Here is a 25,816-nt window from a genome sequence, read left to right as displayed (position 1 = left end):
CGCGCCGTCGGGGACGGCGACACCGGCCCCGAGTACGGAGCCGCCGGCCGAGGCGCTGCCCGGCGACGTGAGCGGGCAGACCGCGGCCGACGTGCGCTGCGCGGCGGCGAATTCGGGCTGATCCGGCATTTCGCGCGAGTATCCGCGCGGGTGGTTCAGCACGCTCACAGCCGCGACGTGGAAACCTGTTGGGAATACGGTTCGGCTAGAATCGGGGCCTGTCCAGCCCATCGACGTGCCGCGGAAGCGCGGTCCGGCGGTGTGCCGGGCGAGGAGGGCTGTCCGAGCGGCCGATGGAGCTGGTCTTGAAAACCAGTGGGCAGCAATGCCTCGTGGGTTCGAATCCCACGCCCTCCGCCGAGATCAACCCTTGCCCCAGAGCCCGACCGAGACCCCGAGAGGAGACCGAGTGAGCCGCCCCCCGCAGCCTCCCTCGCAACCCGACGCCGCCTCGAGCACTCGCCACGGGCGCCTCCGGCGCAACGGCGTCTGGGCGACGGTCACGAAGGCGCTGGCCTCGGTCGTCGCAGTGGTCCTCACCTCCGGCGCGGCCGTCGCGGCCTACGCCGCGTTCGACCTCGCCGCGACGGCGAAGCCGACGGTCACGCTCGGCAACGAGGAGGTGCTCGACGGCGTGCCCGACGTCGGTGCGATCGAGGGCGGCGTGAACCTGCTCGTCATCGGCAGCGACAGCCGCGCGGGCCAGGGTACGGGGTTCGGCGATCCCGACGAGGAGACCGCGGTCCTCAACGACGTGACGATGCTCATGCACATCTCGGAGGACCACTCGCACGTCGAGGTCATCAGCTTCCCCCGCGACATGTTCATCGACGTTCCCGCCGGGTGCACCGACCCCGAGTCCGGCGACGAGCTCTGGGAGCAGTACGACGTCAAGATCAACACGGTGCTCTCCTACGGCGGCGTGCCGTGCGTCGTGAAGACGGTCGAGCAGCTCACGGGCGTGACGATCCCGTTCGCGGGGGTCGTGCAGTTCATGGGCGTCGCCGGCCTCTCCGAGGCCGTGGGCGGCGTCGACGTGTGCGTGGCCGAGCCCATCGAGGACGAGTACACCGGCATGTTCCTCGATCCCGGTACGCACACCCTCGCCGGCATCGACGCCCTGCAGTTCCTCCGCACCCGGCACGGCGTCGGCGACGGCTCCGACCTCGGCCGCATCTCGAACCAGCAGGTGTTCCTGTCGGCGCTCGCGCGCAAGCTGCAGAGCGACGGCACGTACACCGACCCCGTGAAGCTCTACGGCATCGCGAAGGCCGCCCTCGCGAACATGCAGCTCTCCGACAGCCTGAACGACCCGACCCGCATGGTCTCGATCGCGAAGGCGCTGAAGGACACCGACCTCTCGAAGATCGCGTTCGTCCAGTACCCGACCGGCTACGTCGACGGCGGCGTGGCGCCCACCGAGTCGGCCGAGGTGGTCAACCTCGCACTCCAGAACGACACCCCGGTCGTGTTCGACCCGAACGCGGGTGAGGAGGCGACCTTCACCTCGACGGGCGACCCGAACGCGAACCCGGCCGAGCAGCCCGTCGCCGAGACGCCGACGGAGGAGACGCCCGCCGAGGAGCCGACGACCGACGCTCCCGCCGAGACGACGCCCCCGGAGCCGACGCAGCAGGCGCTGCCGAGCGACGTCACGGGTCAGACCGCCGCCGAGACCCGCTGCTCGGCCGGCCGCACGCTCGCCGACCAGTAGCCCCGCGCGCAGCGCACGCTCCGGCATCCGCACCGGTCGAATCGTGTTTTCGGCGGGATGCCGGTTATGATGGCAGTCGCGTTCGCCTTCGGGCGTTCACGAGGAGACGTCGCATAGTCCGGTCGAGTGCACCACCCTGCTAAGGTGGAGTCCCCGTAAGGGGACCGCGGGTTCAAATCCCGCCGTCTCCGCTCCTGAAGAGTCCCAACCGCCCCGCAATTCCGGGCGAGTTGGGACTCTGTCGTTATGCAGGGCTCGCCTACGGACACAAATTGGACACATCCGCAGCGGCCACAGCCTGATCGAGACGGTCTGAAACGGCGTCGAGGTCATCGTCGAACAGGTCGCTGTAGACGTCGAGGGTCATGGCCGCGGAGGCATGCCCGAGCATGCGCTGGACCGCCTTGACGTTGGCGCCGGCGCTCACGGCTAGCGAGGCAGCTGTATGCCGAAGGTCGTGAATTGTCATCGGCTCGAGCTCGGCGTTTCGTAGCGCTGTCTTGAACCACGACTTGGAACCTGTGCTCGTGCGTGTCCTGCGCATATGCTCGCCGTTCGGTCCAGGGAAGAGGAGGTCCTCGGGAGGGCGTCCTCCTGCCTGATCGAGCAGGTGAGGATGCAGGAATCTCGGTAACGGAACTGAGCGACTCTTGTGTGTCTTTGGTGTTCCGAGGTGGATCACGCCATCAACCTCGACTGCATTCTCGCTGACGTCGATCCGACGACGCTCGAAGTCAACACTCCGGATTCGCAACGCTGCGATCTCACCCCAGCGAAGGCCGGTATAGGAGAGGGCCAAGACGAGGGCCCTCCGCGGCCCCGCCTCGCTTGCAAGTCGGTGGACCTGCGCGTGAGAGAGGTAGACGTGTCGCTTTCGTTGCTTCCGAGGCAACGTGACGCCGCGCGCCGGGTTCGACAGGATACGTCTGTCACGCACAGCCACATCCAAGATTGCGGCGAGTACACCGAAGGTCCGGATCACCACTGTTGGCGAGCGGGCGCCAGAAAGCTCAGCCACCCAACCCTGGACCTCGCTGTGTTGGATCGCAGAGACGGGGTATCTTCCCCATCTCGGCTCGACGCGTAGCCGCCAGGCGTCAGCTACGACGCGGTGCGTCGAGGGCTTCAGATGCGTTTGCGTGGCCAGCCAGGCAGCGCCCAGCTCAGCGATCGTCGCGCGCGACGCGGATACTTCGACGAACTCGCCGCGTGCCTTCGAGACCTCGATTGACGCGAGGTACAGCTCTGCCTCGCGTTTCGTCCGGAAGCCACGCTTTGCGCCTGCACTATGGTCTGGCTTCCGATACCGAACTCGGTACCTCTTGCCCGCCTTGGTGGAGTACGCCTCGATGCTTGCCATTTCTCTCCGTCCTCCCGAAATGCGTTGACCAAGGCCTGCAGGCCCCATGCTAGGTCCGCGCTCGGACGCTGAGCCGATCGTCCGTGTGGAACTCGCGGACCTCCGGCGAGCCGGCCCTTGCCAAGCCGACCTTCCCATTTTCAGTTAGCGCCGCAGGGGGAGGCGGCTCACGCATTCGAGGCCAATCGATGCGCGGTGGAGATGGGCAATGTGATCAGAACGGCGTCATCGCCGTGACGTCCGCTTGCGGGAAAAACGTGAGCAATGACGGGACGAGTAGCATCCATGACCTGCTGTCCCGCAGGTTGATCGCGCAAAGCCGAGGCGTCGCAGCTGGCCTACCCTCCTCGGGCGCGGCATCGGGCGGGTCTATCGGGAAGCACAGATGCCGGATTCGTCTCACCTGAATGAGCGAACTGCCAGCGGCGATAATGGACCGGCTACCGGGCGCCCAAGACGATCGCGGTTCAGGGACCCGGCTCGTGCACCCCACGCTCGATTTGGCTTAGCGTCGATCTCGACTGACTCTGACACTTGAGGGGGCTCCACTCATGTCCGGCACGCCTCTGCACGAGTTCCTCGCGAGTGAGCTGAATGAACACATTCGAATCGAGTTGCTGACTGCGATTGAGCAAGCGAGAAGCGGGTGCCGCTATTTCACCTACAACACATTCAATGTTCTGGTGGACGCGGATCGCTCAACAGCGACGGTCGAGGATGAGCTCGACGATGCACGCGCGAGCGAGATCAACTTGCGCCAGTTCACGGAGCTGCTAGCGGCGTGGCGGCAACAGGACTAGGGCATGTCTCCAAAATGGTGGGGCGTCGCGGATTCGGATCTGCTAGACGAAACCTGGTGCCCGATTCGCGGCAGGTCCGCGGCGGGCCGTGCTGGGATGACCCTGACCGAGAATCTGCCGGCGGCCAGCCCGCCTCAGCTGGGCCCGCCGCCGGCAGATCATGCTCAGCGGTTTCTCGCTAGCCTTTCGCTCGTTGTCGCAGAGCGATGATCCACACAGCGATGAGCGCGACTACTCCGATCGCAAGGACCGCAGCGCCCACCTGGGTGCCCACCACGATCCAGGTTGGGGTATACCCGGGCTCCAGTCCCTGATCTTCCTGCCCGCGTAGTCGAGTCCTGAGAGCGGTGGATCGCTGTGGGACGTGCTGCAAGATGTTCCGGTGGCTAACTTCTTCGGGCGTCGACGTGAGGCTCTCTGGCGCGTCGAGCAGTATCGAGGCCAGCGCTCGGTCGAAGTGCAGGCGACGCAGCTGGAGGGCAACGGAGTCACGAAACGCAGCGAGCAGAAGCGGATCGATTTGGCAACGACCATCGCGGAGCCATGGCAGGGCGCGGCCCGGGTGGATAAGGATCAGCCATGACCCGTTCTGACCTCGAGCCCACTCGGCCAGCGCCTGCACTTCCCAGAGCCATCCGGCCCCTCGTGATCGGGGCTGCCCTGTGCCTCTTGATCCTCTTCATCGGACAGTGGCCCCAAGCCTGCAACGGAGTTCAGGTGTGCCCGCCACTTTCCCTTCGACCTGGCACAGCCGCCGTCTGGGCCATGATCGTCGGGTTCACTGCCTTGGCTGCGAGCGTGGTTCGCGTCACGATGCCCGCGTGGGCTGGTCGGACCGCGATGGGAGTGCTCATCGCGCTCGGTGTCGCCGGAGCCGTCTTCACGCTGCTAGTCACCGGCTTCTAGGATCACCACCGCATCGAGGGCGGCGCCTCCGAGCGGCGCTCCTGTGCGCTGAGGGATCGCCTGTCGGTTCAGGGGCAGGCTTCTAATATTCCATCTAGTTGAGTATTCTCGCTGTCATGAGGTCTGAGATGCGGGAGCCGACGTTCTGGACGCTGGTTTCCCTGAGCGGCGGACGCCGGCACGGTTACGCGCTGATCCGCGAGGTCCGCGACGCCTCGGACGGGCGCGTGGAGTTGAAGGTGGCGACGTTGTACGCGGTCCTTGAGCGTCTGCAGCGGGAGGGGCTCGTGGCCGCGGACGGTGACGAAGCGGTCGACGGTCGGCTTCGCCGGTACTTCCGCATCACTGAGCTCGGCGAGCAGGCCGTCGCGGCTGAGCTGGAACGCATGGAGACCGCCGCGCGACTTGCCCGGATCCGGTTGGGCTTGAGATCGGCAACAGCGCAGTGAACGCAGCTGGCATGAACGGAAGTGGACGAATGGACGAGACGGGGCGGGCGGAACGATACCGGCGGATGCTGCGGTGGTACCCCGCCGAGTGGCGTGCCGAGCATGAGGCGGTGGTCGTTGGCATCCTGCTCGACCAGGCCGACGCGCGCGGCGACGCCCGCCCACGGCTCGGCGACCGGTTCGCGCTGGCCATCGGTGGCCTGCGGCACCGGTTCGGCGTGGCAGAGGGCCGGCGGGCTGCCGTAATCGTCCCGCTGGTGCTCGCGGTCGCGTTCCTGCTGTTCGACGTGTCGGTGATCACCTGGTCGCCCGGCGTGGTCTACCCGGGAGCGTTGGGACCCTTCAGCAATCCGACTGTGATCGTCGCCGGGCTCTTCGTCGTGGCGCTTGCCGCGGCAGCCACCGGGCGCAACGCTGCCGCCCGCTGGATCGCACTCGGCACCGTCGCTACCCAGCTCTGCCTCTCCCTACTGGCGGCCCTGTTCGGCTGGCTCGGACCGAGCTTGCCCACGACGGTGCTGATCGTCGGCTTCGGCGTGATCGCCGCGCTGCCCTGGCGCACGCCCCTCGCCACCGGCATCTCACTCAGTGCGCTCCTCGCGCTGTTCAGCTACATGCTGATCGGCGACATCGCCGCGGCAGCCCTGCCGATCCCCGGGGCCGACATCGGCATCGCGATCGCGCAGGTCGCAGTGCTCGTCGCCGTCATCGCGGTAATCGCGATCGCAGCCCGACACGCCCGCAGACTCGAGCCGCAAGCGAAGACGCCGTAAGACCGCTCGACGGTCTCGCTGAGGGATCATCTGTGCGTCGCCGGCGGGCCGGCTGCCGGGCGGCGGTGCTGTCAGCAGCTAGGTTCGTCGGCGGGGTCCGGCAGGTAGGCGGTGAGGTCGACCGGAGCCGGAACTCGAGGTGAGGCGGCGGGCGGCTCTGCAGCGGGATCATCCACGTTCTGTGTCCTGTTCAGTCGGTCGGGGCGAGGCCGAGTCGCCGGCAGAACGGCTCGTGTGCTTCGCGTTGCTCGTTCGGGAACACCGCGGTCACACCGTCCAGGCGGAGGCATGCCTCGAGCGTTGGGACCTCGTACTCGATCCCGTCGACAGGCGGTTGAGTGGCGTGGGGGCCGACGGCGCCGATCCGCCACACCGCCGCGCACATATCGACTGCCTCGGCTTCCTGTTGGCGGGTGGTGCCGTCGGGTGCTTCGGCGTCGGGTGCCCCGACCGTAACGAACGCGGAGTTCTGGTCCGGTTCGCTGTAGCAGTACGCGGCGCTGTCCCTCAGGACGGGGTTGGCCAGTGCAGCCCATGCGGCCCCCATTCCGGCGATGCCGACCAGCCCGATCGCGCCCGCGATCGTGGCCCGCCGCTGCAGTGTGCGTCGCCGATCCTCGGTCGCGGCACGCGCCAGCAGCGCCTGCCCGAGCGCGGCGAACTCTTGTTCGGTCGGTTCGATGGATCGCATCAGCTTCCCCCTTCCGTGTACGCAGCAGCATCCGCGCGCAGCACTGCCCGGGCCCGGCCCAGCCGATTGCGGACCGAGCCATGGCTGATGCCGAGTGCGTCGGCCGCTTCTTGGTATGTGAGTCCTTCGACGGCGCACAGACGCAGGATCTCTTGGTCGATGGGTTCGAGTCGCGCGACCGACGCATCGATGCGGGCCATGAGCTGTGCGCGAACCGCCTTGGCTTCGGGCTCGGAATCCGCGCCGGTCCGCAGGTCGGCAGGCAGCGCCTGGGTCGTGCGTCGGTGATTGTGTCGGCGGCGATTGGCGGACAGGTGCCGCGTACACACGAGCAACCATGGCAGGGCCGAGGTTCCGGCGAACTGGATCTTCCGTCGCTTCTTCCACAGCAGCAGGAACACATCCTGCATGAGCTCTTCAGCGTCGGCGCGCGAACCCGTTTCAAGGAAGGCGCGCGCGAACACCACTCGGCAGTACTGCTCGTAGAGCGCCGACAGCGCACGCATGTCGCCCTCACGCGCCCGCCTCAACAGCTCCGCATCGTCAGCCATTCCACTCCTGTCGGATCACCTAATGATGGATGTCCGGCCAGGAGAAACCGTCTCAAACTTGCATCGGGCGCGGTCGCGCTGAGGGATCGTTTGAGTGCAAATCAACTCATCCGAGTAGTGCCCTGAGCCGGTCGACGTCCTGAGTGTGCTGCTCTGAACCGCGACCTGCCGACAGGAGTCCGAGGCTGCCGAACCCCGGGTTTCGTCCCTCTTCGTGAAGCAGCGACTGCATCGCCTGACGCGGATCGTCGAGACGGTCGATGAACGGCACAGCCTGCGCCAGCACGGTTTCGACGGCGTCCTCGACGACCACTTCGAGATTGCTTCCGTCCTCCAGCACGTGCCAGACATCAGCTCGATCACTACCGTCACTGATCCCGGACGGATGGAAGTACGGCTGGCGGATTGTCTTCCCCAGCACCCCACGGAAGGTCAGCTGGTAATCCCGCGGCCACTCGACGGGTGCACCATGATCCAGGGCCGGGTAGTAGACGCCGGCCGCGCCGCTGAACGAGTACGTCGTGCAGCCAACGCCGGCAGCGACATACGCGTTCATGGAAGGAAACGAGATCAATCCGACCGTGAAATCAGAGCGGCGCCAAGCGTTCCGTCCGTGAAATCGATGGAACCCGTGTTCCAACAGGACGGGACGGAGCCGACTGGCGAGCGCTTGGCCGACAACGCGACCGTCGAGATGCATGGCGGAAGTCTGGCATGCGGCCGAGCCTGAAGTGCTCGCTGAGGGATCGCTCGTGGGCTTCGCGGGCACGCTGCGCGGGTGTGCCATAGGGTGACGCAACGGAGGGTGGGGGCTTGGCAGCAGCGATCGCATCTGGGCGCCGACCACCGGGGACCTTCTGCGGACGCGTTGGGCGTGGCCGGCCTTGCCGCCCTCGCCTCGTGGCTGCTGGCGGTCCTGATTAACGTCGGCATCGCTGGGAACGCCATCTTCGAGATGGGTCACTTCGAGCGAACGGCTGAAGCGAACAAGCGGATCATTGCCGCGACCCCGTGGGCATGGGCGAGCACGATCGGATTCGTCGCCCTGGCGGCTATCGGGTGGTGGATGGGGTCCTACTGGTGGGAGGCACTTCTCGTTGCCTCGGCCGGGCTCATCGGAATCCAGCAGCTGATCTTTGAGCCAGATTCGTGGCTCGCCTTGCCGTTTCTGCTCGTCACCGTCGCGGGGGCCATCGCGACCGTCATCACGGCGCGCCCATTCCCTCGGCAAGCTCCCGAGTTCGCCCCTGCGGCCGACACCCCGGATCCGCGCCATCACTAAGGGATCCGTTCGTGTAATCGGCGGAGCTTCGAAAGATAGCGTCGCAGGTCCCAGGTAGGTTCGGCGCATGAGTTCCTCGGTCTATCGCGCCCAGCTCGAGCGCAAGCGTGCCCAGCGACTGGACGCGGAGAAAAGGTCAGCCGCCGCACGAACCAAGGAGGCTGACAAGCGAGCCATGGCGACGCGCGAGCGCGCTGCTGCCTCGGGGACGAAGTCTGAATCCAATGCCCGGATGAAGTTACGAGACGCCGCTCGCCATGAGGGCGAGGCGAACACCGCTGCCAAAGAGTCGGCCAACTGGCAGGCGAAGGCTGCCGCATATCTCAAGGAGGAGACGGCACTGGCTAAGCGGCTCGCAGACGCGGAGGCGTCTGAACGAAAGACAGCAGAGCGCAAGCGTGAGGCTGAGGAAAGGAAGCGCCTCCAGCAAGCAACGCAGGCTGAGCGGGAGCGTGAGCGCCGGGCCGCGGAAGATGCTCGCGCCACGGCTCGACTGCACGCGCAGCTTGCGGCTCAGATCGATGACCACGAGCGCCAGCTCGCAGTCCTTCGCCATCCACGACAAGAGAAGTTACGGCTGCTGATGCTCGCCTCCTCCGGTGAAGGAGATCTTCGCGTAGCCCGTGAGCAGAAGCGGATCAAGGATGCCGTTCAATTCGCGTCGGGCCGCGAGTCCATCAGTCTCGATCTCCGTCCCGCCGCCACCGGCGACGATCTGCTCAACGGACTGACTCAGGGGCGTCCACATATTGTGCACTTCTCCGGTCACGGCAACAGCGCTGTAATCGTGTTCGAGCAAGACACGGATGAGACCAATACCGGGGCCGTGGTAGCTGCCGATACCCTTGCGGCGGCGCTGCGCGCCGTCGACGAACCACCTCTTCTAGTCGTGTTGAACGCGTGCTCCTCGGCACCTCAGGCACGACAACTGGTCGGAGGTATCGCGTCCTTCGCGATCGGACACGCTGACTCCATCGCGGATGGCGACGCGATTGCTTACGCCGCTCGGTTCTACGCCTCGCTGGCCGATGGCCAATCAATCCAGGCGTCCCATCACATCGCCAAGGCGGCTCTGCTGTTGCAAGGCACGCCCGACGCTGACTTGCCCCAACTCTACGCGGCAGTGGGCTTGGACCCAGCGGCCGTGGTCCTCGTTCTTCCGCCAGCAAACACCTTGGCATAGCGACGGACGGGTGCGTTGAGCGCCTCACCAACGGACAGCGCCCGGATAGGGATCAGACGGGCGAGCCGTCAGTCGTCGGCGAGGCCGTCGATGAACGTCCGAAGCTCGAAAGTGAGTGCTTCCGACGACTCGCCTGTGGCGGATTGAAGGCGCTCCATCAGCCACTGAAGCGCCACTCCCGTCGCCAGCAGAAGGCGGGTGAAATCGAGCGTTAGCTCGCCGTCCGCGTCCATCGTCGCGATCAGCGCATCGCCCTGGTTCAACGCCGCCATTGAAGCCGCGAACGCGGCACGTTGCTCCGCCTCGTCGTCGGTCGCGGCGAAGCCGGCGTAGAAGTCGATGATGGTCTGGGCGGTTTGTCGAGTCGCAGCATCCATTTGCCCATCATCGTGTGTCGTGAACTACGGTGCACGCTCTGCCCCCTTGCGCGCAGTGCCCGCGAGAGGATCGTCTGCGCGCCGCGCTGGGTGGGTGCCTACTTTGTAGCTCGGCGAGTTGCTCGAGGGGAACGGCCGCTGGTTCTGCGAGCGGCCATGGAGTAGAGCTCGAGCGCGGCGCGGAACGTGGCCGCGTTGTCAGCCGAGAGGTCGATTTCGTAGCTGGCGCCGTCGATGGTGAAGGCGATGGTCTCGGCTGCGTCCGTGCCGTCGATGTCATCGATGAGCGTGATGACGGTCCTCTTGGCCAATGCGGGGTTCCTCTCTCGCTGGGCGCGGGTCCAACCCGAGTTGCAGCCTAGCTGGGCTCGTGCCAGTGGAGCCCTAACCGCGTGAAGGATTCGATCAGCTCGGGTGTCTTCGGCTGTCGCGGCAACAGAGCGCCGCCAATTGGCGCCAACAATCCCAGTGAGGATTGGTCCCGCGTCGTCCGTTCTGCTCTGCCGCCGGATACCCTGACGTCTATGCCTTCCGCCCCTGTCTCGTACAGGAGGGTCTGCCGTTCATGCGAGATGACGTTTGAGACCCATCAGCGAGTCCGGGTCTATTGCCAGGACAGTTGCCGAGTCATGCACCTGTTGATGCGGAAGGGTTGGTGCGTCCGGTGCGGTGTTCAGCACCCAGACCACCGGCTGTACAGTCGGATCGCCGATGAGGCTATCGAGGGGTTCCTTGCGGACCACGAGAAGTGCCGAAAGAGGTTCGGTGCCGAGTACGCCCATCAGGTCTGCTGCCAGTGCCGGCCATGCCGCATAGCTCGTGGCGATGACATGACTCCGAAGCACCGAGCGCCGTCACAGATGAGACGTTCTACGTCGTACCAGCGGCACCGCCCAGCGGTTCTGGAACGCGACGGATACGTGTGCCAGATTTGCCAGCTGCCGACCGACCCGAACGCGCACCCGATCGATGACACATATCCGGTTCTAGATCACCATTCTGCCGTCGCGTGGGGCGGTGGAGACGACATCGCGAACCTCCGAACGGCGCACCGCTGGTGCAACGAGTGGAAGGCGGACGACCTGGACGTGAATCCGAGGATCCCAGAGTTCGCGGCGGTCAGATTGACGCCCATGCTCGAGCGCGCGGGGCTCCTTTAGGCCCGCCATCCTGTACTGATGTCGTGGTCCGAGCACGATCGCCCGATCCCGGTCGACGATGGACGGATACGAGCGCTACGATCGTTCGCACCAGATTGCTCGCCTGAGGCCCGCGGGAAACCGGACAGGGTTGGCGAGATAACGACTTGGGGCACGTGATGCCGTGGATCGATAGACTCCGCGACAAAGTACCGCTGTCACCCGCGGTCGTTCCTGTTTCACGACATGGAGCCGCGGTGTCTACTTGCTCGAAAGCCCCCTTCCCGTCCCTCTACATAGCTGGCCGCGCCCTGCTGGCGGCGCGTGCCAGGATGCTCGATCAGCATCGAGATCGAGTGGTCGTCGGCGTTCACCCTTGTGCGTGACCGAGGCGTACTCCCTGCGGGCTGCGGAGTACACCGACCTTCTCGGTTCGATGGATGCGGTCCACGCGGCAGATCGACAGCTCATCGACAGCTGGACCGAGATGGTGAGCGGGCCGGTGCTGGATGCCGGCTGCGGACCCGGACACTGGACGAAGTACATCGCTGACCGTGGCGTCGACGTGCGCGGCATCGATCTCGTTCCTGCCTTCATCGAGCACGCTCGCTCATCCTTCCCGGTGATCCGATTCGATCTCGGCAGCATCGACAGGCTCGAGCAGCCCGACGACTACTTCGGGGGCGTGCTCTCCTGGTTCTCGACGATCCACCATCATCCGTCGCGCATCGCCGTGCCGATCGCGGAATTCGCGCGTGTGCTGCGTCCGGGTGGAGCCCTCGTGCTCGGCTTCTTCGACGGCTCAACGATCGAGGAGTTCGATCACGCCGTCACGCTCGCGTACCGGTGGCCGGTCACGGACCTGCAATCGATCCTCGAGGCGTACGACTTCGAAATCCTGGAGACCTATCGGAGGACCGGACAGGGACACCGGCCCGTGGGTGCGATCCTCTGCCGGCAGAGCCTCAATCGGTAAATCTGCCTGCACCTCGATGCGATTCCCACGCGTTCACTCGGGGATCCCGTCTGTCGCAGTGTCAGCCGATCGCCTGACAGCCTCCCCGTTCGGTAGCGTTGCGGGCACGTGTCTTCGTGGCGAGGGAGTTGCATGAGCGTCGAGTCGATGCCCAAGACCGTGATCTGGGCCGGCGTGGGCGTCGCGCTGGCTGGCGGCATCTTGGTTGCCACTGCACCGCTCGCGCTGAATGCCTGGTGGGCGCCGAACACGACGGAGTGGCTTTCGGCCATCGGCGTGCTCGAGATCGTGGTGGCGATCGCTCGGACCGTGCTCGCTCCGCTGGGCGCCGCATTGATCGCGGGCGGGCTGGTGATGGTCTACATCGACAGGCGGCTGCGCGGTGATGGGATCTCGGATCGCCCGCGACGTTGGCGGTTCCCACCGCCCCAGGACGCTTGAAGCGCGAGCACCGTCGATGAGGAAGCTATTGGTCGTGCTCGCCCTGGGAGCGGGGCTCGTCGGCTGGGCCGTCGCGTTGGTCGTTGCTCCGGGTGTCCACGTGTGGATCGTGTCCGGTTTCTGGGTGCTGATCGCCGCAGGATTCGTGCTCCGGACGCTGAGGCCGGCTCGACCCTCACACCAGCCCGTCGATCCAGGACGCTCTGCGCTCTCGACGTATGAGTTGGATTACCTGAACCGGGCCACGCCCCGCATCGACTGGCCGCTCGACGCGACCACGGGGACGTCAGTAACCGTCGACGCGCCGACCGAGGAAATCCAAGGCCGATCGATCACCATCCATCTTGCGGATGCGCAGAAGAACGGTTCGGACGCACCGCCCACCCCGACGGCTCACTGAAGGATCGTGCGTGCGTTGAGTGCCTTGGCGAGCCGACCGAGGCTCTGGGGCGCGCTGTGCCGGGCGGGGGCAGCCGTCGTGGTCGATGAGTCGTCACCCGGTGCAGGTGAGCGGAGCGAACGGCCTCCAAGTGAGTCCGTCCGCCTGCAGGTCTGCGGTCTCCCCATCCCAGGTGAGCGTGTACCGCCCCTGAGCGAATCGCTTCCCGGGGCTCTGCGCGCTGAAGTCACGGATCCAATCCACGACCACGGTCCCGGGCCGGAGGACCCCGGCGCTACCGGAACCATCGAGCAGCGTGGAGCTCTCGCTCACCACGATGCGGCATCCACCCTCACTCTCACCCGGGAGCACCGTGTACGACGTCCGCATCAGCAACTGGCCGCCGGAGAACAGGACGGTCGGGATCAAGGAGATGGCCACCAGAGCGATCACGATCGCGGCGGCGACTATTGCCTTCGGTCCGCCCGACTTCTTCGGTCGGGACGGGGCGAGGATGGCTGCGCCGACCAGGGCAGCCACGCCCAGACCCATGCTGAGGATGGCCAGGTCGAGCAGCGTCGGGTACCAGTCACCGACGATCATCGTGAGCAGGTGAAGGTCGGATTCGGCGATGGACAGGAGCTGCGCGTAGGCGAACACGCCGATCGACACCGTCACGATGGCTGCGACCGCGGCGATGACCCTGAGCGTCACAGCCGCACGGCGCCGCCAAGTGGACGCTGGTCGCGGCGGGCTTGCCGGCGACGCTGGGGCATCGGACGTCGCGAGCACTGCGAATATCTGGTCTGCATCATCCGGCTCGCTTGGCACGACCCCACCCTAGACACCGCCGCGGCGGGCGAACCGGCGGCGCTCCCGAATACTCCGACCGAGGCCGGATCTGGGCAGAGAACCGCTGATCCGCGGGTTCGCAGTTGGGGATGGGCAGCGGTCGGCGTCTCGTTCGACGTGGCAGGCGCTGACGTGGGAGCATTCGGCCATGGCATCGCCCTGCAAGATCGCCTCGCTCGCCGGCACCTCGCTGCTCGTTGTCCTCGTGCTGACAGGATGCATCGACTCGGGATCAGGCTTCGCCGTCTTGGAGCGTGATGCCGTGGTCGCCGACGCGCTCCCAGCAGACCTCCCCGACTACGCTGACGACGAATTGGAGCCATTGAGCAGCCGGTTCGTTGGCGAACACGACGGCAACATGCTCTTCCTGGCCAAGGGCAAGGAGCCGGGGACTGTCTGCCTCGCGGTCTACCCGAACGCTACGGACTGGGTCATTGGCTGTGGTGGTGGCAGCGCCGAGTTCGGCGTAGGCGGCCCCAGTGGTGGGTATATCGTCCGGCCCGATGGTGCTCCGGCGCCCGAGCTGCACCGCGAAGTCGCGACCAACGTGTTCGCCCGCGGATAGCCCACGTCGCCGCCGATCGGTCCCGAAGACCAACCGGATCCTCGCACTGAGGGGTCGTCCGTGCATCGCCGATCGCATGGGCCAAGCATCATCGTGCTCGATGCCGAGAACAGCGACGTCAGATCAGACGTCAGATCAAGGGATGGCACCCTTGCCGGCGTCGCGGGCAACACCGGCACCGTACGCGCGGGCCTGCGCCTCAGCGTGCGATGAGTCCGCGGCGAAGTCAGAGCCTTGAGAGTGTCGACGGTCCCGGACCATCAGGATCCAAACGAGCCCGCCAAGGATGGCGATCCCGACCACGACTGCTGCCGACGCTGCGGCCTGTGGGTCGCGCTCCGACTCCAGAACGATCCGGCCCACGAGTAGCTTTCTAACCTCATCCGCCGACGTACGTCACCATGGGCCGGGAGCGCGCTTGGTCCGGTCGCTGGTACCGGTGGTCCCTAGCGCGAGGACACTCGCACGCGACCCGGATCAGCGATCCCGTCCGGTCGTCGAGGAACACCTCCGCGTGGAGCCGTCGACGCCGTGCCACACGCCGCACCCACCGCCTCATGGAGATCACTCTCGCTGACGCGTCCGATCAGGCGGCAGCCCCAAGGAGGGGCACACGGACTAATCACGACTGTGTCGACTGTCGACGAACCTCGTCGCTTCGGATCTCGCTTCCTCCCCGCTCGGAAGTGAGCGCCGTCGACTCAGCCTCGTGCGGCGCGGAGCTCGGCCATCTTCGTGTCGACGTCGAGGCAGAGTTCGAACAGCGCCTGCTCCCGCTCCGGCTCGATGGGTGCGGTCCCGGTGCTCGGGAACCAGACGTAGTCGGGCCACTTGCCCACCCATTCGTCGCGCGGAGCGGGCGGCGGGTTGTCGATGCCGTTCGCTTCGAGGCACGGTGCGCTGTAGGCGACGAGGTAGTCGTAGATCCAACCCAGTTCGGCCTCCGTCGGTCCGGCCGCGGTCCGCTCGATCGGGTGCGTCGCTTCGCAGGTCCACGCGGCGATCGCCTCGACCTCGTCCTGGGGCTGTGCGCTGATGCTGATCGCCGGTCCATCGGGATCGGTGGCGGCGAAGCCCTCCTCGATCGCCAGGCCTTCCGCGTCGTAGCAGTCCCGCCGCACGTCGAGTCGATCGGCTTCGGTGATGTACCCCGCGAACGGATCGGCGGGGCGCACGGCGTCGGGGTAGGTCATGAGGAGCGCTGTCCACTGCGCGTCGGCGTCGGCCAGGCGGGCCGCTTCGGACTCCGTCTCGGTGAGGGGCGGCGCGGGGTCTGGGACCGGATCGAGGTCGGGCATCGGGATCAGCACGAGCGAGGTCTCCGCAGCGGCATCCGGGGTGGGGTCGGGGTCGTCGGGCGGCGCGGATGCGGCGCAGGCGGTGAGCGTGATGACGGCGAGGGCGGATGTCGCGACGAGCGCGGTTCGGACGCTGCGGCGCACGCCGGCGGGCGCGGGACGGGAGGGTCGGGTCATGCACGAATGCTGGCGGAGCCGCGCCACCGGATCAACCATCTGGATCGGCATCATGCGGTCGGCTCATCCTCGGCGGACGGCAGGTACGCGGTGATGTCGATCGAGACCACCGACGTCATCACGACGGCGGATGGATCAGCGGTAGCTCGGTTCGAATCGGGCAGGGTCGGGTCGTAGGGAGTCATGTCATCTCGTTCCGAGTCGGCTCCGGCGCGATGCGTTCTTGCAGGCTGCCGAAGCGGGACGCCGCGGTGGGTCCTACTCGGGATGTTTCCGGGCGGCCACCGCGCGTTACGCGGAGGACGGTCGCCATCTGGCTGGTTCGTTCGCTCGGTCGGACGAGGTGAGGCGAGCCGGTAACGCTCAGCGGTCGTCTGGAAACAGTTGAGAATGTGAGGGTGTTCTCCGCTGCCGTGTCGATGTCGGGTCGGCATGGTTGAGGGCGCGTTCGAGGAGTTGTTCCGTACGTATCATCCGGTGATCGTGGCGGCTGCGTTCAACCGGTTGAGCGACGTGTCCGATGCTGAGGACGCGGCCGCGGAGGTGTTCGCGCAGGCATGGCGGCGGCGGGGCGCGGCCGACCACGTGTTCACGATCGAGTGGTTGTACGTCACGCTCCGCAACGTGGTGGGCAACCAGTACCGGAGCCGTACCCGACACCAGAGGCGGGTCGAACGGGCGGGCCGACACCATCCCGCTCCGGTGGAGGGGGTCTCGGATGCGGTGCTGGATGTTCGGGCCGCGGTGAACCGGTTGGATCAGGCGGATCGTGAGTTGATCTGGATGGCGTACTGGGAGGACCTCTCACGGGAGGAGATCGCCCGGATCCTCGGCTGCACGACGGCGACGCTGCGGGTGCGGTTGCATCGGGCCCGGAAGAAGCTACAGGACACCCTCGGCGAGGACGCAACGAACACGGAGGAGGTGTCGTGGACGAGTTCGAACTGACCAGACGCCTCGAGCAGGCCCGCCCGGCCCTGCCCCGCCGCGGCGACCCGCTCACCCCGGCGGCAGCCTCGACCATGCAGCACATCATGACCGGCCGTGTGCAGGCGCGGCGCCCGCGGCGGTCACCGATCTACCTCTCCGTCGCCGCCGCGATCGCGGTGCTCCTAACCGTCGCGGTCGGGATGCTCACGGCGCAGCCGGCACCGGTGTACGCGACCACGACCCCGCCACTGCTCACGGTCACTCCGGTTGAGGGGACGTCGAAGGACCTGCTCATGCGTCTCAGCGAGGAACTGCCCAATACCCCGGCGGCCGAGTCGATCCGGTTCCAGTCCTGGGCCCTCGCGCTGACCATCGGGGACGAAGGCGTGGTGCAGTCGGTCGCCGTCGAACCCGAGGTCCGCGTCGTCGAGCACCGGCCGGAGGGCTCTCGGATCGAGGTGCGCCGCGGCGAACCCTACGACTCCTACGGCAACAAGATCCAGGTCGACGGGTACCAGGTCGGGGAGCTGATCTGGGAGCAGGACTTCCGACCCGGTGAGTTCCCGTACGTGTTCGCCGAACCTCCGACGGATGCTGCCGCCTACCCCGAGTTCCTGCAGGCCGGCTCGGTGGTGCCCGACCCGACTACCGGGGATTACCTGAACCTCGTGCGTGACCTGCTCGGTGAGCGCGCTCTGACCGGTGCGCAGACCCGGGCGGTACTCGAGTTCCTCGCCACCCTGCCCGACCTCGAGGTCGAAGGGCGTGTGACCGACCGGCTCGGACGGACCGGGGTCTCCTTCACCACCGACAGCCGAGCCCCAGGAGAGTACGTCGAACGGATCATCATCTCCGACACCGGACTGGGCATCCTCTCCTTTGAGACCACCTACGTGGGAAACGACCGCACCGACATCCAAGCACCCGCGGTCGTCAGCTACACAGCCTGGGAAACGACGCAACCTGACAACTGACGAGCGGCACTCGATCAGCAGCCACAACGGACGTCGCGAGGGATCGTGCGCGCGCCGCGGGCATCTGGCACGGTTAGTGGGTCAGCGTGTCAGTCTTGGCTGACGGAGTTGCGACCAGCCGAGCAGACTGAGGGCGGATTGGTGTGAGAGCAGGGCACGTTCGGCGTGGAGCGCTGTTCGGGCTAGCAGCGTCGCTGGCGCTGACCGTGAGCGGTTGCGCCCCGTCCGATGAGGTGGGCGTGCGTGACTACGTCGATTAGGCCATCGCGGGCCTTGATGAAGGGCTCTACGCGGATTCTCCGGAGTGGGACGCGGCTGTCACCGAGTCGCTCCCGGATCTCTACTCGGCGAAGAACATCCCCGGCACCTACCGGCTTCTCTCGTCCTTGACGAAGCTCGCGGGTGGTGCCCACAGCTTCTTCTCGACACCGGCAGATGTCGCGGCGTGGGAGCAGCCGTATCCGTCGGGTCACGTGCCGGTTCCGACGGTGAGTTACGACGGCTCGGTCGCGACGGTTGTGGTGCCCGGGTTTTCCAGCGCGCACCAGGACGAGGCGGACCTGTATCTCGAGGCGGCAGCGGAGATCTTCACATCGGAACGGGCACGGTCCACCTGCGGATGGGTCGTCGACGTGAGCGCCAACACCGGGGGCGACCTGCGGGTGATGCTCGTGGCATTGAGTCCGTTGCTCGATGACGGCGTGGTCGAGGTGTTCCGGGAGCGGGACGGCTCCACGAGCGACGTCGTGGTACATGCCAATACCGGCTCGTGGGGAGATGAAGTCTGGGGCGAGCTGCCGGCCGAGACGACCAAGCTTCCGAGCCGGCCGATCGGCATCGTTCAGAGCGGCGCAACCGCGAGCGCCGGGGAGTCGGTGATCATCGCGTTCACCGGGCAGGAGGACGTGGCCACGTTCGGCTCCGCCACCGCTGGGTTCACGACAGTGAACGACGGTTTCGAGCTTCCCGACGGCGCAGCCGTCACGCTCTCGTTCGCCGTGATGGGAGATCGAGAAGGCAACTTCTACGAAGGCCCGTTGGCGCCCGACCGCGAGGTCGATCCCGCCGATGGGTCAGCACAGTCGGCGGCCCGAGAATGGGTGGCCGACCACTGCCCCAACTCCTGATTGCATAGCCGGCGCCTCGTCCCGTCAGGGGAGCGGGAGTATGGCCCATTTCATGGTGGCTGCGATGGTCGCCGCCGCGGTCATGATGACGGTCCACCCGCGGTGGCGCTCGAGGGATGGTTGCCGCGTTCACAACTCTGTCGGAAGCTAGCTGGAGTCGGAACCAATCCCGGATGACTTGAGCAGTTGAGTCAGTTCCTCTTCGCGCAGTCGAAGCACTGCCAGGCGAGTGGCTGTCGACGCTGGCGGGGCCTCACTTTCGGTGCCGTCCTGGTCGAGTGCCTGAATAACTTCTTGTCGGCTGATCTCGCGTTGCGTAGCGGCGAGCTCGCGGAGGAGGTCGAGGTCGTGGCGTTCTTGCCGCTCGGTCGCTGATCCCGGACGGTGCGCGCCAGCGGTCGAACCTGAGAGCCATGCGTCGAACTCGAGCGTGGTCAGTGAGGCGAGGTCCTCGCTGAGGTTCTGCAGGTCGAGCGGTGCGTTGGGTTCGACCATGCGTGCGAGCAGGTAGCTCGGGGCGATGCGAAGCGCGTAGGCGATCGAGAGGAACTGGCCGAGGGTGAGGTCGGCTTTGCGTCCGGATTCGATGTTCTCGAGCACGGATTCGGTGATCTTGGTTCCGGTGAGGGCTTCGGCGAGGTCGCGGGTGGTGCGGTAGCCGCGTTGGCGGCGGGCGGCGCGGATGCGGGCTCCGATGCTCGGCTCTGCCCGGTAGTCCGTCATTTCGACAGGCTACCGCGTTCAGGGTTGTCGCGCCGAAGGTGAACGCGCTACCGTGACTGTGACAACCACAGAGTGACTGGGTTGTCATTTTGAAGGGGAGCGTGATGGAGAAGGAATTCATTCAGCCGGAGACGGTCGCGGAGATCACCGGGCTGTCGGTGGGTGCGTTGGCGCAGCTGCGGTACACGGGGCAGGGGCCGCGGTTCTACAAGCCGACGAAGCGGACGGTGCTGTACAAGCGGCACGAGGTGATCGAGTGGGTCGAGTCCACGGCGCGGATGCGGACCGGCGCGGAGTCCTACGCCTGACCGGTTCGGCGGCGTGGGGGTCGGGGTGATGGGGTTGTTCGCGGCCAAGAGCGCGGTGCTGGTTGCGGCACGGCTCGGACTGGGCAATGCCGCGACCCGGTTGCTGCTGCACATGGCATTGGAGTGCTGGGACGAGGACACCCCGGACGGGCGCCCGGCCAGGCGGTACTTCGGAGGCCGTGAGATGGCCGCGGTCGCGCTGGGCTTCACGGCGCCGGAGAACGGCGACCCGGCGGCACACCAGGCGGTCAAGCGTGCCGTCCGCGAGCTGGTGAGCAAGGGCGCGATCGTGCGAGTCAGGGCAGGTGGGCGTGGGCTGCCAGCGGAGTACGAGCTCCTGGTCAGTTCCTCGAAGCCCAGTGCGGCGCGCGCGGCTGTGGATAACCCGGTGGTGTTGCCGTTCCCGGCACGGGGCCAGGGGGTCACTGAGCGACCCCCTCAGGGGGTCGCTCACCGTACCCCTTAGGGGGTCACTGAGCGTACCTGCAGGGGGTCACTGAGCGTCCCCCTTAGAAGAAGGAAGAGAACAGGAATGAACAGCAAGGAATCAGTACGCGCGCGACGCGCGAACACCCAGAGCCGATGTCATCCACGAGGGGGAAGAGCAGCGAGGGCGATCAGTGGTCGTCGTCATCGAAGCTTCGAGACGCGTGCCAGGCTCGCGCTTCGGTCGCGCCTCCTTCGAGGGCGGTCGGGGTGAGTGCTCGAGGGCCGCAGCTGCGGGCGGCGTCGCGGTCGTTGCGGATCTTCCTCGGCTGGCTGATCGCCGCGGCCGGGGCACTGGCGATCTTCATGTCCTGGGGCGCCCTGCACGACCTCGCCCTCCACGTCGGCGGGATGCCGGCTGACCGGGCGATCGTGTTCCCGATCGTGGTCGACCTGCCCGCCCTGGCCGCGATGCTGATCGCCCTGCTCGTGCCCGCACCATCCCGGTTCCTGCGCGCTCTCCCGTGGTTCACGTTCACGCTGTTCAGCGCCCTGACCGTGGCCGGCAACGCGGCCGCCGTCGCGATCGCGGATCCAGACACAATGATCCTGGGGCAGGTGCCAGCGGTGATCGTGAACGCGGTCCCCGCGATCGCCCTGCTGTTGACGACCCACCTCGCCGCAGCGACCGTCTACCGCCGCGACGACCGACCCGACCCCACCGTCACCGTCCGACCCGCTCGCCGCAGGCGACCCGTTTCCACAGGAGGCTCGGCACCGGCCGAACGGTCCGGAGCTTCGCCTTCGGGTCGGCTCGTGGAACGAGCGGGGGATGGCGCGTCCGAGCCCGACGCGTCAGTGGACCGGCCCACTCGCGTCGACCGCGAAGCGCAGCGCACCGAGGTGATCTCCCTCGTCGACGAGGGCGCGTCGGTGCGGAGCGCTGCGCGCACCGCCGGCGTCGCGTCGACCACCGCGCAACGCTGGGTCGAACGCGCCCGCCGCGACCAAGCACCGGAACCCACCGTCCCGCTCGAGCGCGACCCGGTCGGCGTCGCATGAGCGCAGACATCCGCTCAAGGCAGCTCCTCCTTGGCGTCGCGGCCGCCGGTCGAGCCCACCCGGGCTGTCATGCGCGGTCGATGACGCCCTTGGCAGGGCGGACGACTCTGCAACCCGTCCGGCGTGTTCCCCCCGTTTGGGGGTCACGTGCTGGTTGGGTGGGTGTGCGTTCGGGTGTTCACCCGGCGCGAATAGGTGAACGCACGGTTCACTGTCCTCTTTCCCTGTCCCGCCGCGCCGGCCGCGCTTCGCGCGCTTCCCAACCTCCCGCACTCATCCTTCGTCTTTCTGAGGGAGGTTGGGAAGTAAAGCCGGGGCGGCGGGACAGGGAAAGAGGACAGAGAAGGACTTGGACATTCGACGGGGACTGGACGGCCATGACGACGACAACGAGGACACGAACAGGTGACGAGAACGATGGGGGGAGTGGTCGGTGATGGTGCAGTTGACCAGTCGTGACGAGGCGATGCTGGAGTGGTTGGGCGTGGTGCGGATGGCGGATGTCGACGCGATCCGGTGGGCGCTGGCCGGGCTCGCGGGTGAGACGTCGGGGTCGCCGGTGAGCCGGCGGAAGGCGCAGCAGTGGGTGGCCCGCCTGGCTGGTGTGGGGTTGGTGGATCGGGCCCGGCCGAACTTCCAGGACGGGCAGGTGGTGTGGGCCACGCACCAGGCGATCGGTCGGGGTGCACCGAACCTGTACCGGCAGACCGCGCGGCACGAGGTCGCGGTCGCGGCGGCGTCGGCCCGGTACCTGGCCCGCGGCTATGAGTGGTTCCGGGACCGGCGACCCGGGTCGACCCAGGAGCACCAGGTCGATGGGGTCGCGATCAAGGGCGACCGGATCGAGCTCGTCGAGGTCGAGCTGACCCCGAAGACGCTGCACCGGTACAAGGCGATCCACACGAACCATGCGACCCGGATGACCACGACCGGGGTGACCCGGGTCGTGTACCTGTGCACCCCGGACGCGGCCCGGGTCGTGGCACGCGAAGCGGACCGGTTCATCTTCCGCACCGAACGCCCCCGGCTGCTCACCCTGCCCGTGCTCGACGTCCGTGGGAAGTGGGTCGGCGACGATGCCCCACTCTGGGACGACACCGCACCATCCGCCAGTGAAGGTGGGTCGAGCGGGATGACCGTGCCGACCCCGTTGTTCGAGGAGGCGGGCCGGTGAGCGTGGAGCAGGCGGCTGTCCCGCCCGCCCCGGCCGAAACCGACGCGCTCAGCGACGCCCTCGAAGCGACCCTCGCCGCTGCGCTCATCGCGCTGGTCGGGCTGGTTGCGCTGCCGCTGCTGATCCCGGTGGTCGCGGTGCGGGTCGCGGGGGAGAGCATCGCGACGAAGGCGGTGTTCTGGCGGGTCTGGCGGTGGCAGTGGGTCATCAATACCGCCGGCATTCTCCTCGTCACCATCCTCCTCACGATCGAGGCCCTCCTGCTGACCCGGTGGGTCAGCACCGGTGCGGCCGCCATGTTCCTCACGATCGACGGATGGATGGGGCAGGTGTGGCCCATGTTCGGGCCGTGGCTGGTCGTGAACCTGTGCGCCGGGGTCTTCCTGTTGCCCGTGGCGTGGTCCATCCGGCGCAGGCAGATCGCGGACCTCGTCCGCACGAGGCGGGTCAGCGACGTGCTCCGCCAGGAACGCATCGAGACCGCACGCAAACGCGCCGCGGACGCATCCACTGCGGCCCGGATCGGGATCCGCCTCGACCCGGCCACCGGGCGGATCACCGGCGTGAATGACGGGGCGGTCACCGTGCCGCACCGGGTCGCGGGTCGGGAGGCGTTCGGGTTCACCACCCGCTCCACCGTGACCTCCCTCGCGGACCGGTTCCACGACGCACGCCAGGTGCGCGACTGGGTCGACCCGACCGGCCGGTTCGTGCTCATGCCGAACGCTTCCTCGGCGGCGCGAGCGTTGATCATCGCCGAGTCCGGCAGCGGGAAGACGGTCCTGATCAACGGGCTCGTGCTCTGCGCGCTCACCTACGGGTGGCCCGTGTTCGTCATCGACGCCAAAGGCGACCCCGCCGACGCCACCTCCATGGTCGCCCTCGCCCAGGCCGCGGGTCGCACCGCCACCGTCGCCGGACCGTGGAACTTCTTCTCCGGGACCGCCGAACAGGTCACCGCGAAGCTGATGCGACTCATGCCCGTCCCCGACGGCGCGAACCAGCACTACCTCGACGAGATCCGCGGCGTCCTCCAAGCCGTGCAAGCCGACACCCCGATCAGCTCCGCCCAGGACCTCCGGGACCGACTCACCAACCCCGGCCCGCACGTGCGCGACCAGTACGATCTCACCCTCGTCAACCAGACCGTCGACCGCAACGGCACCACCGCCGGCGCCCGCGCCCTGCAAAGCCTCGCGGTCGCACTCCGCCCCCTCGAGAAATGGATCGACGAAGACGGATGGTCCTACGCCGCCCCGCTGGCGGACCTCACCGTCGTACCGCTCTCACCTGTCGATGACGCCCAAGCCCGCCTCGGCGACCTGCTCCTGCTCGACTTGCGCAACTTCCTCGCCGCCCGCCTCGAAGCCGGCGACAAGACCCCTGTCGTCGTCATCGTCGACGAGTTCCCGCAGCTCGTCACCGGCGCCCAAGACCCCGGCGACACCGCCGGCAGCCTCTTCGAGACCGCCCGCTCCGCCGGCGTCGGCCTCATCCTCGCCACTCAAAGCCCTGCCGGGCTCTCCAACGACGACGTCCGCCGCCGCCGCGCCCTCACCAGCGGCGCCGCACTCATCTTCGGCCGCTCCAAAGACCCCGAAGAGATCGTCCAATACGCCGGCACCGTCATTCGCATGGAAGCCGCCGGGCAAGCCACCGGCGACCGCCTCGGCTCCGCCCGCGCCCAACACACCTACCTCGTCCCACCCCAAGACGTCCGCGAAGCCGCCGACGGCGCATTCTGGATCATCCAAACCGGCGCCATCGCCGGATTCCGGGCGCTACCCCAGCGGAGCGCCCAGAGGACAGCCGCGACCGAGGGAACGGTCCGCGACATCGACCCCAGAATCCCGGCGGACTCTCATTCGGACTGGCCAGCCGTCGAGATGCCGCCCGAGAACCACCTCTCGCCTGACGGCCTACCAGACTGAACCAGTGTGCGGCGGATGCATCATTCGGATTCGATCAGCGCGAGTAGTTCGACCCGTCCGATACGCTCATTCATCAGACCGCAAGGAAACACTCAGGGAGACCACACGATGGAGTTCGGAGAGCGCATCGTCGCGCTCGCAACCAAAGTCGAGAATCAGTCAGAGGCGATCGCGACGGAGGAGGCGACGAAGAACGCGTTCGTAATGCCGTTCATCTCCACGGTCCTCGGTTATGACGTGTTCGACCCGCTCGAGGTGGTGCCCGAGTTCACCGCGGACGTGGGAACCAAGAAGGGCGAGAAGGTCGACTACGCCATCATGCGTGATGGCGAGGTCCAGATCCTGATCGAGTGCAAGCCATCGCGCGGAGCGCTCAGGATCGAGCACGCCTCGCAGCTGTTCCGGTACTTCGCAGTTACCAACGCGCGCCTCGCGGTGCTGACCAACGGTGTCGTCTGGCAATTCTTCACCGACCTCGATGCTCCCAACCGAATGGACGACAAGCCCTTCCTGGTGCTCGATCTCCTCGACGTCGACGAGACGCTGATCCCGGAGATCCAGAAGCTCAGTAAGTCGAGCTTCGATCTGGACTCGATCATCAACGCGGCCGAGGAACTGAAGTACGTCGGCGCCATCAAGCGTGAAATCGCGGCACAGTTCCGAGAGCCCACTGACGAATGGGTGAAGTTCTTCACCTCTCGGGTCTACGATGGCTCGTTCACGCAGCGCGTACGCGAGCAGTTCACCGGGTTGGTTGCAAAGGCGACTGGACAGTTCCTTACCGAGAGCGTCAACGACCGCCTCAAGACCGCGCTCGGCGCGGGCGTCCGGGTGGACGACGACGCGTCCGATCCCGTGACGAGCGAGCCGATCACGAATGCCGACCTCTCCCGCGATACCGAGATCGAAACGACGCTCGAGGAGATCGAGGCGTACCAGATCGTCAAGGCCATCGCGTGTTCGATCGTCAAGCCTCAGCGCGTTACGCAGCGAGACTCCAAGAGCTACTTCGCGGTTCTCCTCGACGACAACAATCGAAAGCCGATCGCCCGCCTGCACTTCAATACCAAGCAGAAGTACGTCGGCCTTCTTGACTCGGAGAAGGTCGAGACCCGTCATCCAATCGCAACGATCGACGAGATCTACGCGCACGCCGACGAGATTCGCGCGGCGGTCGAGCGGTACGCATAGCTAGCGGGAGTGCGAGTACCTGGGGACGCCTCAGGTGCAGCCTCGCGAGTGTTTCGT

31 protein-coding genes and 2 tRNA genes are annotated in these 25,816 nt (G+C 66.9%); 22 read left to right on the top strand and 11 right to left on the bottom strand.

The genetic code is table 11. The features are described from left to right. The first annotated feature begins 272 nt into the window (after positions 1–272). The 3 genes from ESO86_RS00545 (at position 273) to ESO86_RS00535 (ending at position 1,905) form a co-directional block, all read left to right on the top strand. Positions 273–357: transfer RNA gene (locus ESO86_RS00545), tRNA-Ser, on the top strand. Between the two features lie 52 nt (positions 358–409). Beyond that, entirely contained in the window at positions 410–1,714 is a 1,305-nt protein-coding gene (locus ESO86_RS00540; RefSeq protein WP_242492129.1) for an LCP family protein, read from the top strand. 102 nt (positions 1,715–1,816) lie between these two features. Continuing rightward, a tRNA-Ser gene (locus ESO86_RS00535) sits at positions 1,817–1,905 on the top strand. Between the two features lie 68 nt (positions 1,906–1,973). Here the strand turns inward: ESO86_RS00535 and ESO86_RS00530 are convergent. Next, complete coding sequence (locus ESO86_RS00530; protein WP_129232950.1) at positions 1,974–3,074, bottom strand: tyrosine-type recombinase/integrase; 1,101 nt, start codon at positions 3,072–3,074, stop codon at positions 1,974–1,976. Between the two features lie 551 nt (positions 3,075–3,625). On the opposite strand from ESO86_RS00530, the gene ESO86_RS00525 reads away from it, so the two are divergent. The 4 genes from ESO86_RS00525 (at position 3,626) to ESO86_RS00510 (ending at position 6,002) form a co-directional block, all read left to right on the top strand. After that, positions 3,626–3,874, top strand: a complete 249-nt coding sequence (locus tag ESO86_RS00525) for a hypothetical protein (protein ID WP_129232949.1) — start codon at positions 3,626–3,628, stop codon at positions 3,872–3,874. A gap of 382 nt (positions 3,875–4,256) precedes the next feature. Next, positions 4,257–4,457 carry a hypothetical protein gene (locus ESO86_RS00520; RefSeq protein ID WP_129232948.1) on the top strand — a complete coding sequence of 67 codons (201 nt, stop codon included), beginning with the start codon at positions 4,257–4,259 and terminating at the stop codon, positions 4,455–4,457. A gap of 439 nt (positions 4,458–4,896) precedes the next feature. Further along, complete coding sequence (locus tag ESO86_RS00515) at positions 4,897–5,229, top strand: PadR family transcriptional regulator (protein WP_207206960.1); 333 nt, start codon at positions 4,897–4,899, stop codon at positions 5,227–5,229. A 65-nt stretch (positions 5,230–5,294) separates the two neighbouring features. Further along, positions 5,295–6,002: a hypothetical protein gene (locus ESO86_RS00510; protein WP_129232946.1), complete on the top strand. Its 708-nt coding sequence runs from the start codon at positions 5,295–5,297 to the stop codon at positions 6,000–6,002. Between the two features lie 190 nt (positions 6,003–6,192). Here the strand turns inward: ESO86_RS00510 and ESO86_RS00505 are convergent, their stop codons facing one another. The 3 genes from ESO86_RS00505 to ESO86_RS00495 form a co-directional block, all read right to left on the bottom strand. Beyond that, positions 6,193–6,693, bottom strand: a complete 501-nt coding sequence (locus tag ESO86_RS00505; protein ID WP_129232945.1) for a hypothetical protein — start codon at positions 6,691–6,693, stop codon at positions 6,193–6,195. Then, positions 6,693–7,244 carry an RNA polymerase sigma factor gene (locus ESO86_RS00500; protein WP_129232944.1) on the bottom strand — a complete coding sequence of 184 codons (552 nt, stop codon included), beginning with the start codon at positions 7,242–7,244 and terminating at the stop codon, positions 6,693–6,695. Before ESO86_RS00500 ends, ESO86_RS00505 begins: the two co-directional genes overlap by 1 nt. Before the next feature lie 106 nt (positions 7,245–7,350). Continuing rightward, positions 7,351–7,944: a hypothetical protein gene (locus ESO86_RS00495; protein WP_129232943.1), complete on the bottom strand. Its 594-nt coding sequence runs from the start codon at positions 7,942–7,944 to the stop codon at positions 7,351–7,353. A 174-nt stretch (positions 7,945–8,118) separates the two neighbouring features. Between ESO86_RS00495 and ESO86_RS00490 the strand changes: the two genes are divergently transcribed. Together ESO86_RS00490 and ESO86_RS00485 are read left to right on the top strand one after the other, a co-directional pair. Next, entirely contained in the window at positions 8,119–8,526 is a 408-nt protein-coding gene (locus ESO86_RS00490) for a hypothetical protein (RefSeq protein ID WP_129232942.1), read from the top strand. Positions 8,527–8,593: 67 nt separating this feature from the next. After that, a complete protein-coding gene (locus ESO86_RS00485) occupies positions 8,594–9,709 on the top strand; it encodes a CHAT domain-containing protein (RefSeq protein ID WP_129232941.1) in 1,116 nt (371 codons plus the stop codon). A gap of 68 nt (positions 9,710–9,777) precedes the next feature. Here the strand turns inward: ESO86_RS00485 and ESO86_RS00480 are convergent, their stop codons facing one another. The 3 genes from ESO86_RS00480 to ESO86_RS18485 form a co-directional block, all read right to left on the bottom strand. Next, on the bottom strand, positions 9,778–10,086 hold the full coding sequence (locus ESO86_RS00480) for a hypothetical protein (RefSeq protein ID WP_129232940.1): 309 nt from the start codon (positions 10,084–10,086) through the stop codon (positions 9,778–9,780). A 98-nt stretch (positions 10,087–10,184) separates the two neighbouring features. Beyond that, a complete protein-coding gene (locus tag ESO86_RS00475) occupies positions 10,185–10,397 on the bottom strand; it encodes a histone-like nucleoid-structuring protein Lsr2 (RefSeq protein WP_129232939.1) in 213 nt (70 codons plus the stop codon). Positions 10,398–10,649: 252 nt separating this feature from the next. After that, positions 10,650–10,868, bottom strand: a complete 219-nt coding sequence (locus tag ESO86_RS18485; protein WP_165307175.1) for a hypothetical protein — start codon at positions 10,866–10,868, stop codon at positions 10,650–10,652. A 739-nt stretch (positions 10,869–11,607) separates the two neighbouring features. Here ESO86_RS18485 and ESO86_RS00465 point away from each other — a divergent pair. From ESO86_RS00465 to ESO86_RS00455, 3 genes are all read left to right on the top strand, one after another. Next, entirely contained in the window at positions 11,608–12,201 is a 594-nt protein-coding gene (locus tag ESO86_RS00465) for a class I SAM-dependent methyltransferase (protein ID WP_242492128.1), read from the top strand. Positions 12,202–12,348: 147 nt separating this feature from the next. Then, entirely contained in the window at positions 12,349–12,642 is a 294-nt protein-coding gene (locus ESO86_RS00460; protein ID WP_129232938.1) for a hypothetical protein, read from the top strand. Positions 12,643–12,676: 34 nt separating this feature from the next. After that, positions 12,677–13,042, top strand: coding sequence for a hypothetical protein (locus ESO86_RS00455; RefSeq protein ID WP_129232937.1), 366 nt, complete (start codon positions 12,677–12,679; stop codon positions 13,040–13,042). 93 nt (positions 13,043–13,135) lie between these two features. On the opposite strand, the gene ESO86_RS00450 is transcribed toward ESO86_RS00455, so the two are convergent. After that, on the bottom strand, positions 13,136–13,852 hold the full coding sequence (locus tag ESO86_RS00450; protein WP_129232936.1) for a hypothetical protein: 717 nt from the start codon (positions 13,850–13,852) through the stop codon (positions 13,136–13,138). Between the two features lie 169 nt (positions 13,853–14,021). Between ESO86_RS00450 and ESO86_RS00445 the strand changes: the two genes are divergently transcribed. Further along, positions 14,022–14,438: a hypothetical protein gene (locus ESO86_RS00445; protein ID WP_129232935.1), complete on the top strand. Its 417-nt coding sequence runs from the start codon at positions 14,022–14,024 to the stop codon at positions 14,436–14,438. A gap of 701 nt (positions 14,439–15,139) precedes the next feature. On the opposite strand, the gene ESO86_RS00440 is transcribed toward ESO86_RS00445, so the two are convergent. Next, positions 15,140–15,913, bottom strand: coding sequence for a hypothetical protein (locus ESO86_RS00440; RefSeq protein ID WP_129232934.1), 774 nt, complete (start codon positions 15,911–15,913; stop codon positions 15,140–15,142). A gap of 50 nt (positions 15,914–15,963) precedes the next feature. Continuing rightward, positions 15,964–16,098 (bottom strand): hypothetical protein, encoded by a 135-nt coding sequence (locus tag ESO86_RS20050; protein ID WP_277985207.1) that lies wholly within the window; start codon positions 16,096–16,098, stop codon positions 15,964–15,966. A 247-nt stretch (positions 16,099–16,345) separates the two neighbouring features. Here ESO86_RS20050 and ESO86_RS00435 point away from each other — a divergent pair, with 247 nt between their 5' ends. The 3 genes from ESO86_RS00435 to ESO86_RS00425 all read left to right on the top strand — a co-directional run bounded on the left by ESO86_RS00435 (position 16,346) and on the right by ESO86_RS00425 (position 18,944). Then, positions 16,346–16,861, top strand: a complete 516-nt coding sequence (locus tag ESO86_RS00435; RefSeq protein ID WP_129232933.1) for an RNA polymerase sigma factor — start codon at positions 16,346–16,348, stop codon at positions 16,859–16,861. Further along, on the top strand, positions 16,843–17,817 hold the full coding sequence (locus ESO86_RS00430; RefSeq protein WP_129232932.1) for a hypothetical protein: 975 nt from the start codon (positions 16,843–16,845) through the stop codon (positions 17,815–17,817). The genes ESO86_RS00435 and ESO86_RS00430 overlap by 19 nt, the downstream gene beginning before the upstream one ends. A 386-nt stretch (positions 17,818–18,203) precedes the next feature. Next, positions 18,204–18,944, top strand: a complete 741-nt coding sequence (locus ESO86_RS00425) for a S41 family peptidase (RefSeq protein ID WP_165307171.1) — start codon at positions 18,204–18,206, stop codon at positions 18,942–18,944. Positions 18,945–19,091: 147 nt separating this feature from the next. On the opposite strand, the gene ESO86_RS00420 is transcribed toward ESO86_RS00425, so the two are convergent. Next, positions 19,092–19,667, bottom strand: coding sequence for a helix-turn-helix domain-containing protein (locus tag ESO86_RS00420; protein WP_129232930.1), 576 nt, complete (start codon positions 19,665–19,667; stop codon positions 19,092–19,094). Positions 19,668–19,771: 104 nt separating this feature from the next. Here ESO86_RS00420 and ESO86_RS00415 point away from each other — a divergent pair, with 104 nt between their 5' ends. From ESO86_RS00415 to ESO86_RS00390, 6 genes are all read left to right on the top strand, one after another. Continuing rightward, a complete protein-coding gene (locus ESO86_RS00415; protein ID WP_129232929.1) occupies positions 19,772–19,975 on the top strand; it encodes a helix-turn-helix transcriptional regulator in 204 nt (67 codons plus the stop codon). Positions 19,976–20,000: 25 nt separating this feature from the next. After that, complete coding sequence (locus tag ESO86_RS00410) at positions 20,001–20,441, top strand: hypothetical protein (RefSeq protein ID WP_165307169.1); 441 nt, start codon at positions 20,001–20,003, stop codon at positions 20,439–20,441. 230 nt (positions 20,442–20,671) lie between these two features. Beyond that, positions 20,672–21,463 (top strand): DUF2637 domain-containing protein, encoded by a 792-nt coding sequence (locus ESO86_RS00405; RefSeq protein WP_165307167.1) that lies wholly within the window; start codon positions 20,672–20,674, stop codon positions 21,461–21,463. 433 nt (positions 21,464–21,896) lie between these two features. Continuing rightward, positions 21,897–22,637 carry a hypothetical protein gene (locus tag ESO86_RS00400; protein WP_165307165.1) on the top strand — a complete coding sequence of 247 codons (741 nt, stop codon included), beginning with the start codon at positions 21,897–21,899 and terminating at the stop codon, positions 22,635–22,637. Continuing rightward, the gene (locus ESO86_RS00395; RefSeq protein WP_129232925.1) at positions 22,634–24,568 is read left to right on the top strand and encodes a type IV secretory system conjugative DNA transfer family protein; all 1,935 of its coding nucleotides are present in this window, start codon (positions 22,634–22,636) and stop codon (positions 24,566–24,568) included. Before ESO86_RS00400 ends, ESO86_RS00395 begins: the two co-directional genes overlap by 4 nt. A gap of 108 nt (positions 24,569–24,676) precedes the next feature. Then, positions 24,677–25,759: a type I restriction endonuclease gene (locus ESO86_RS00390; RefSeq protein WP_129232924.1), complete on the top strand. Its 1,083-nt coding sequence runs from the start codon at positions 24,677–24,679 to the stop codon at positions 25,757–25,759. Positions 25,760–25,816 lie beyond the last annotated feature (57 nt).

The organism is Agromyces binzhouensis, from assembly GCF_004135055.1.
Taxonomy (GTDB): domain Bacteria; phylum Actinomycetota; class Actinomycetes; order Actinomycetales; family Microbacteriaceae; genus Agromyces; species Agromyces binzhouensis.
This window is presented reverse-complemented; position numbering and strand designations above follow the sequence as displayed.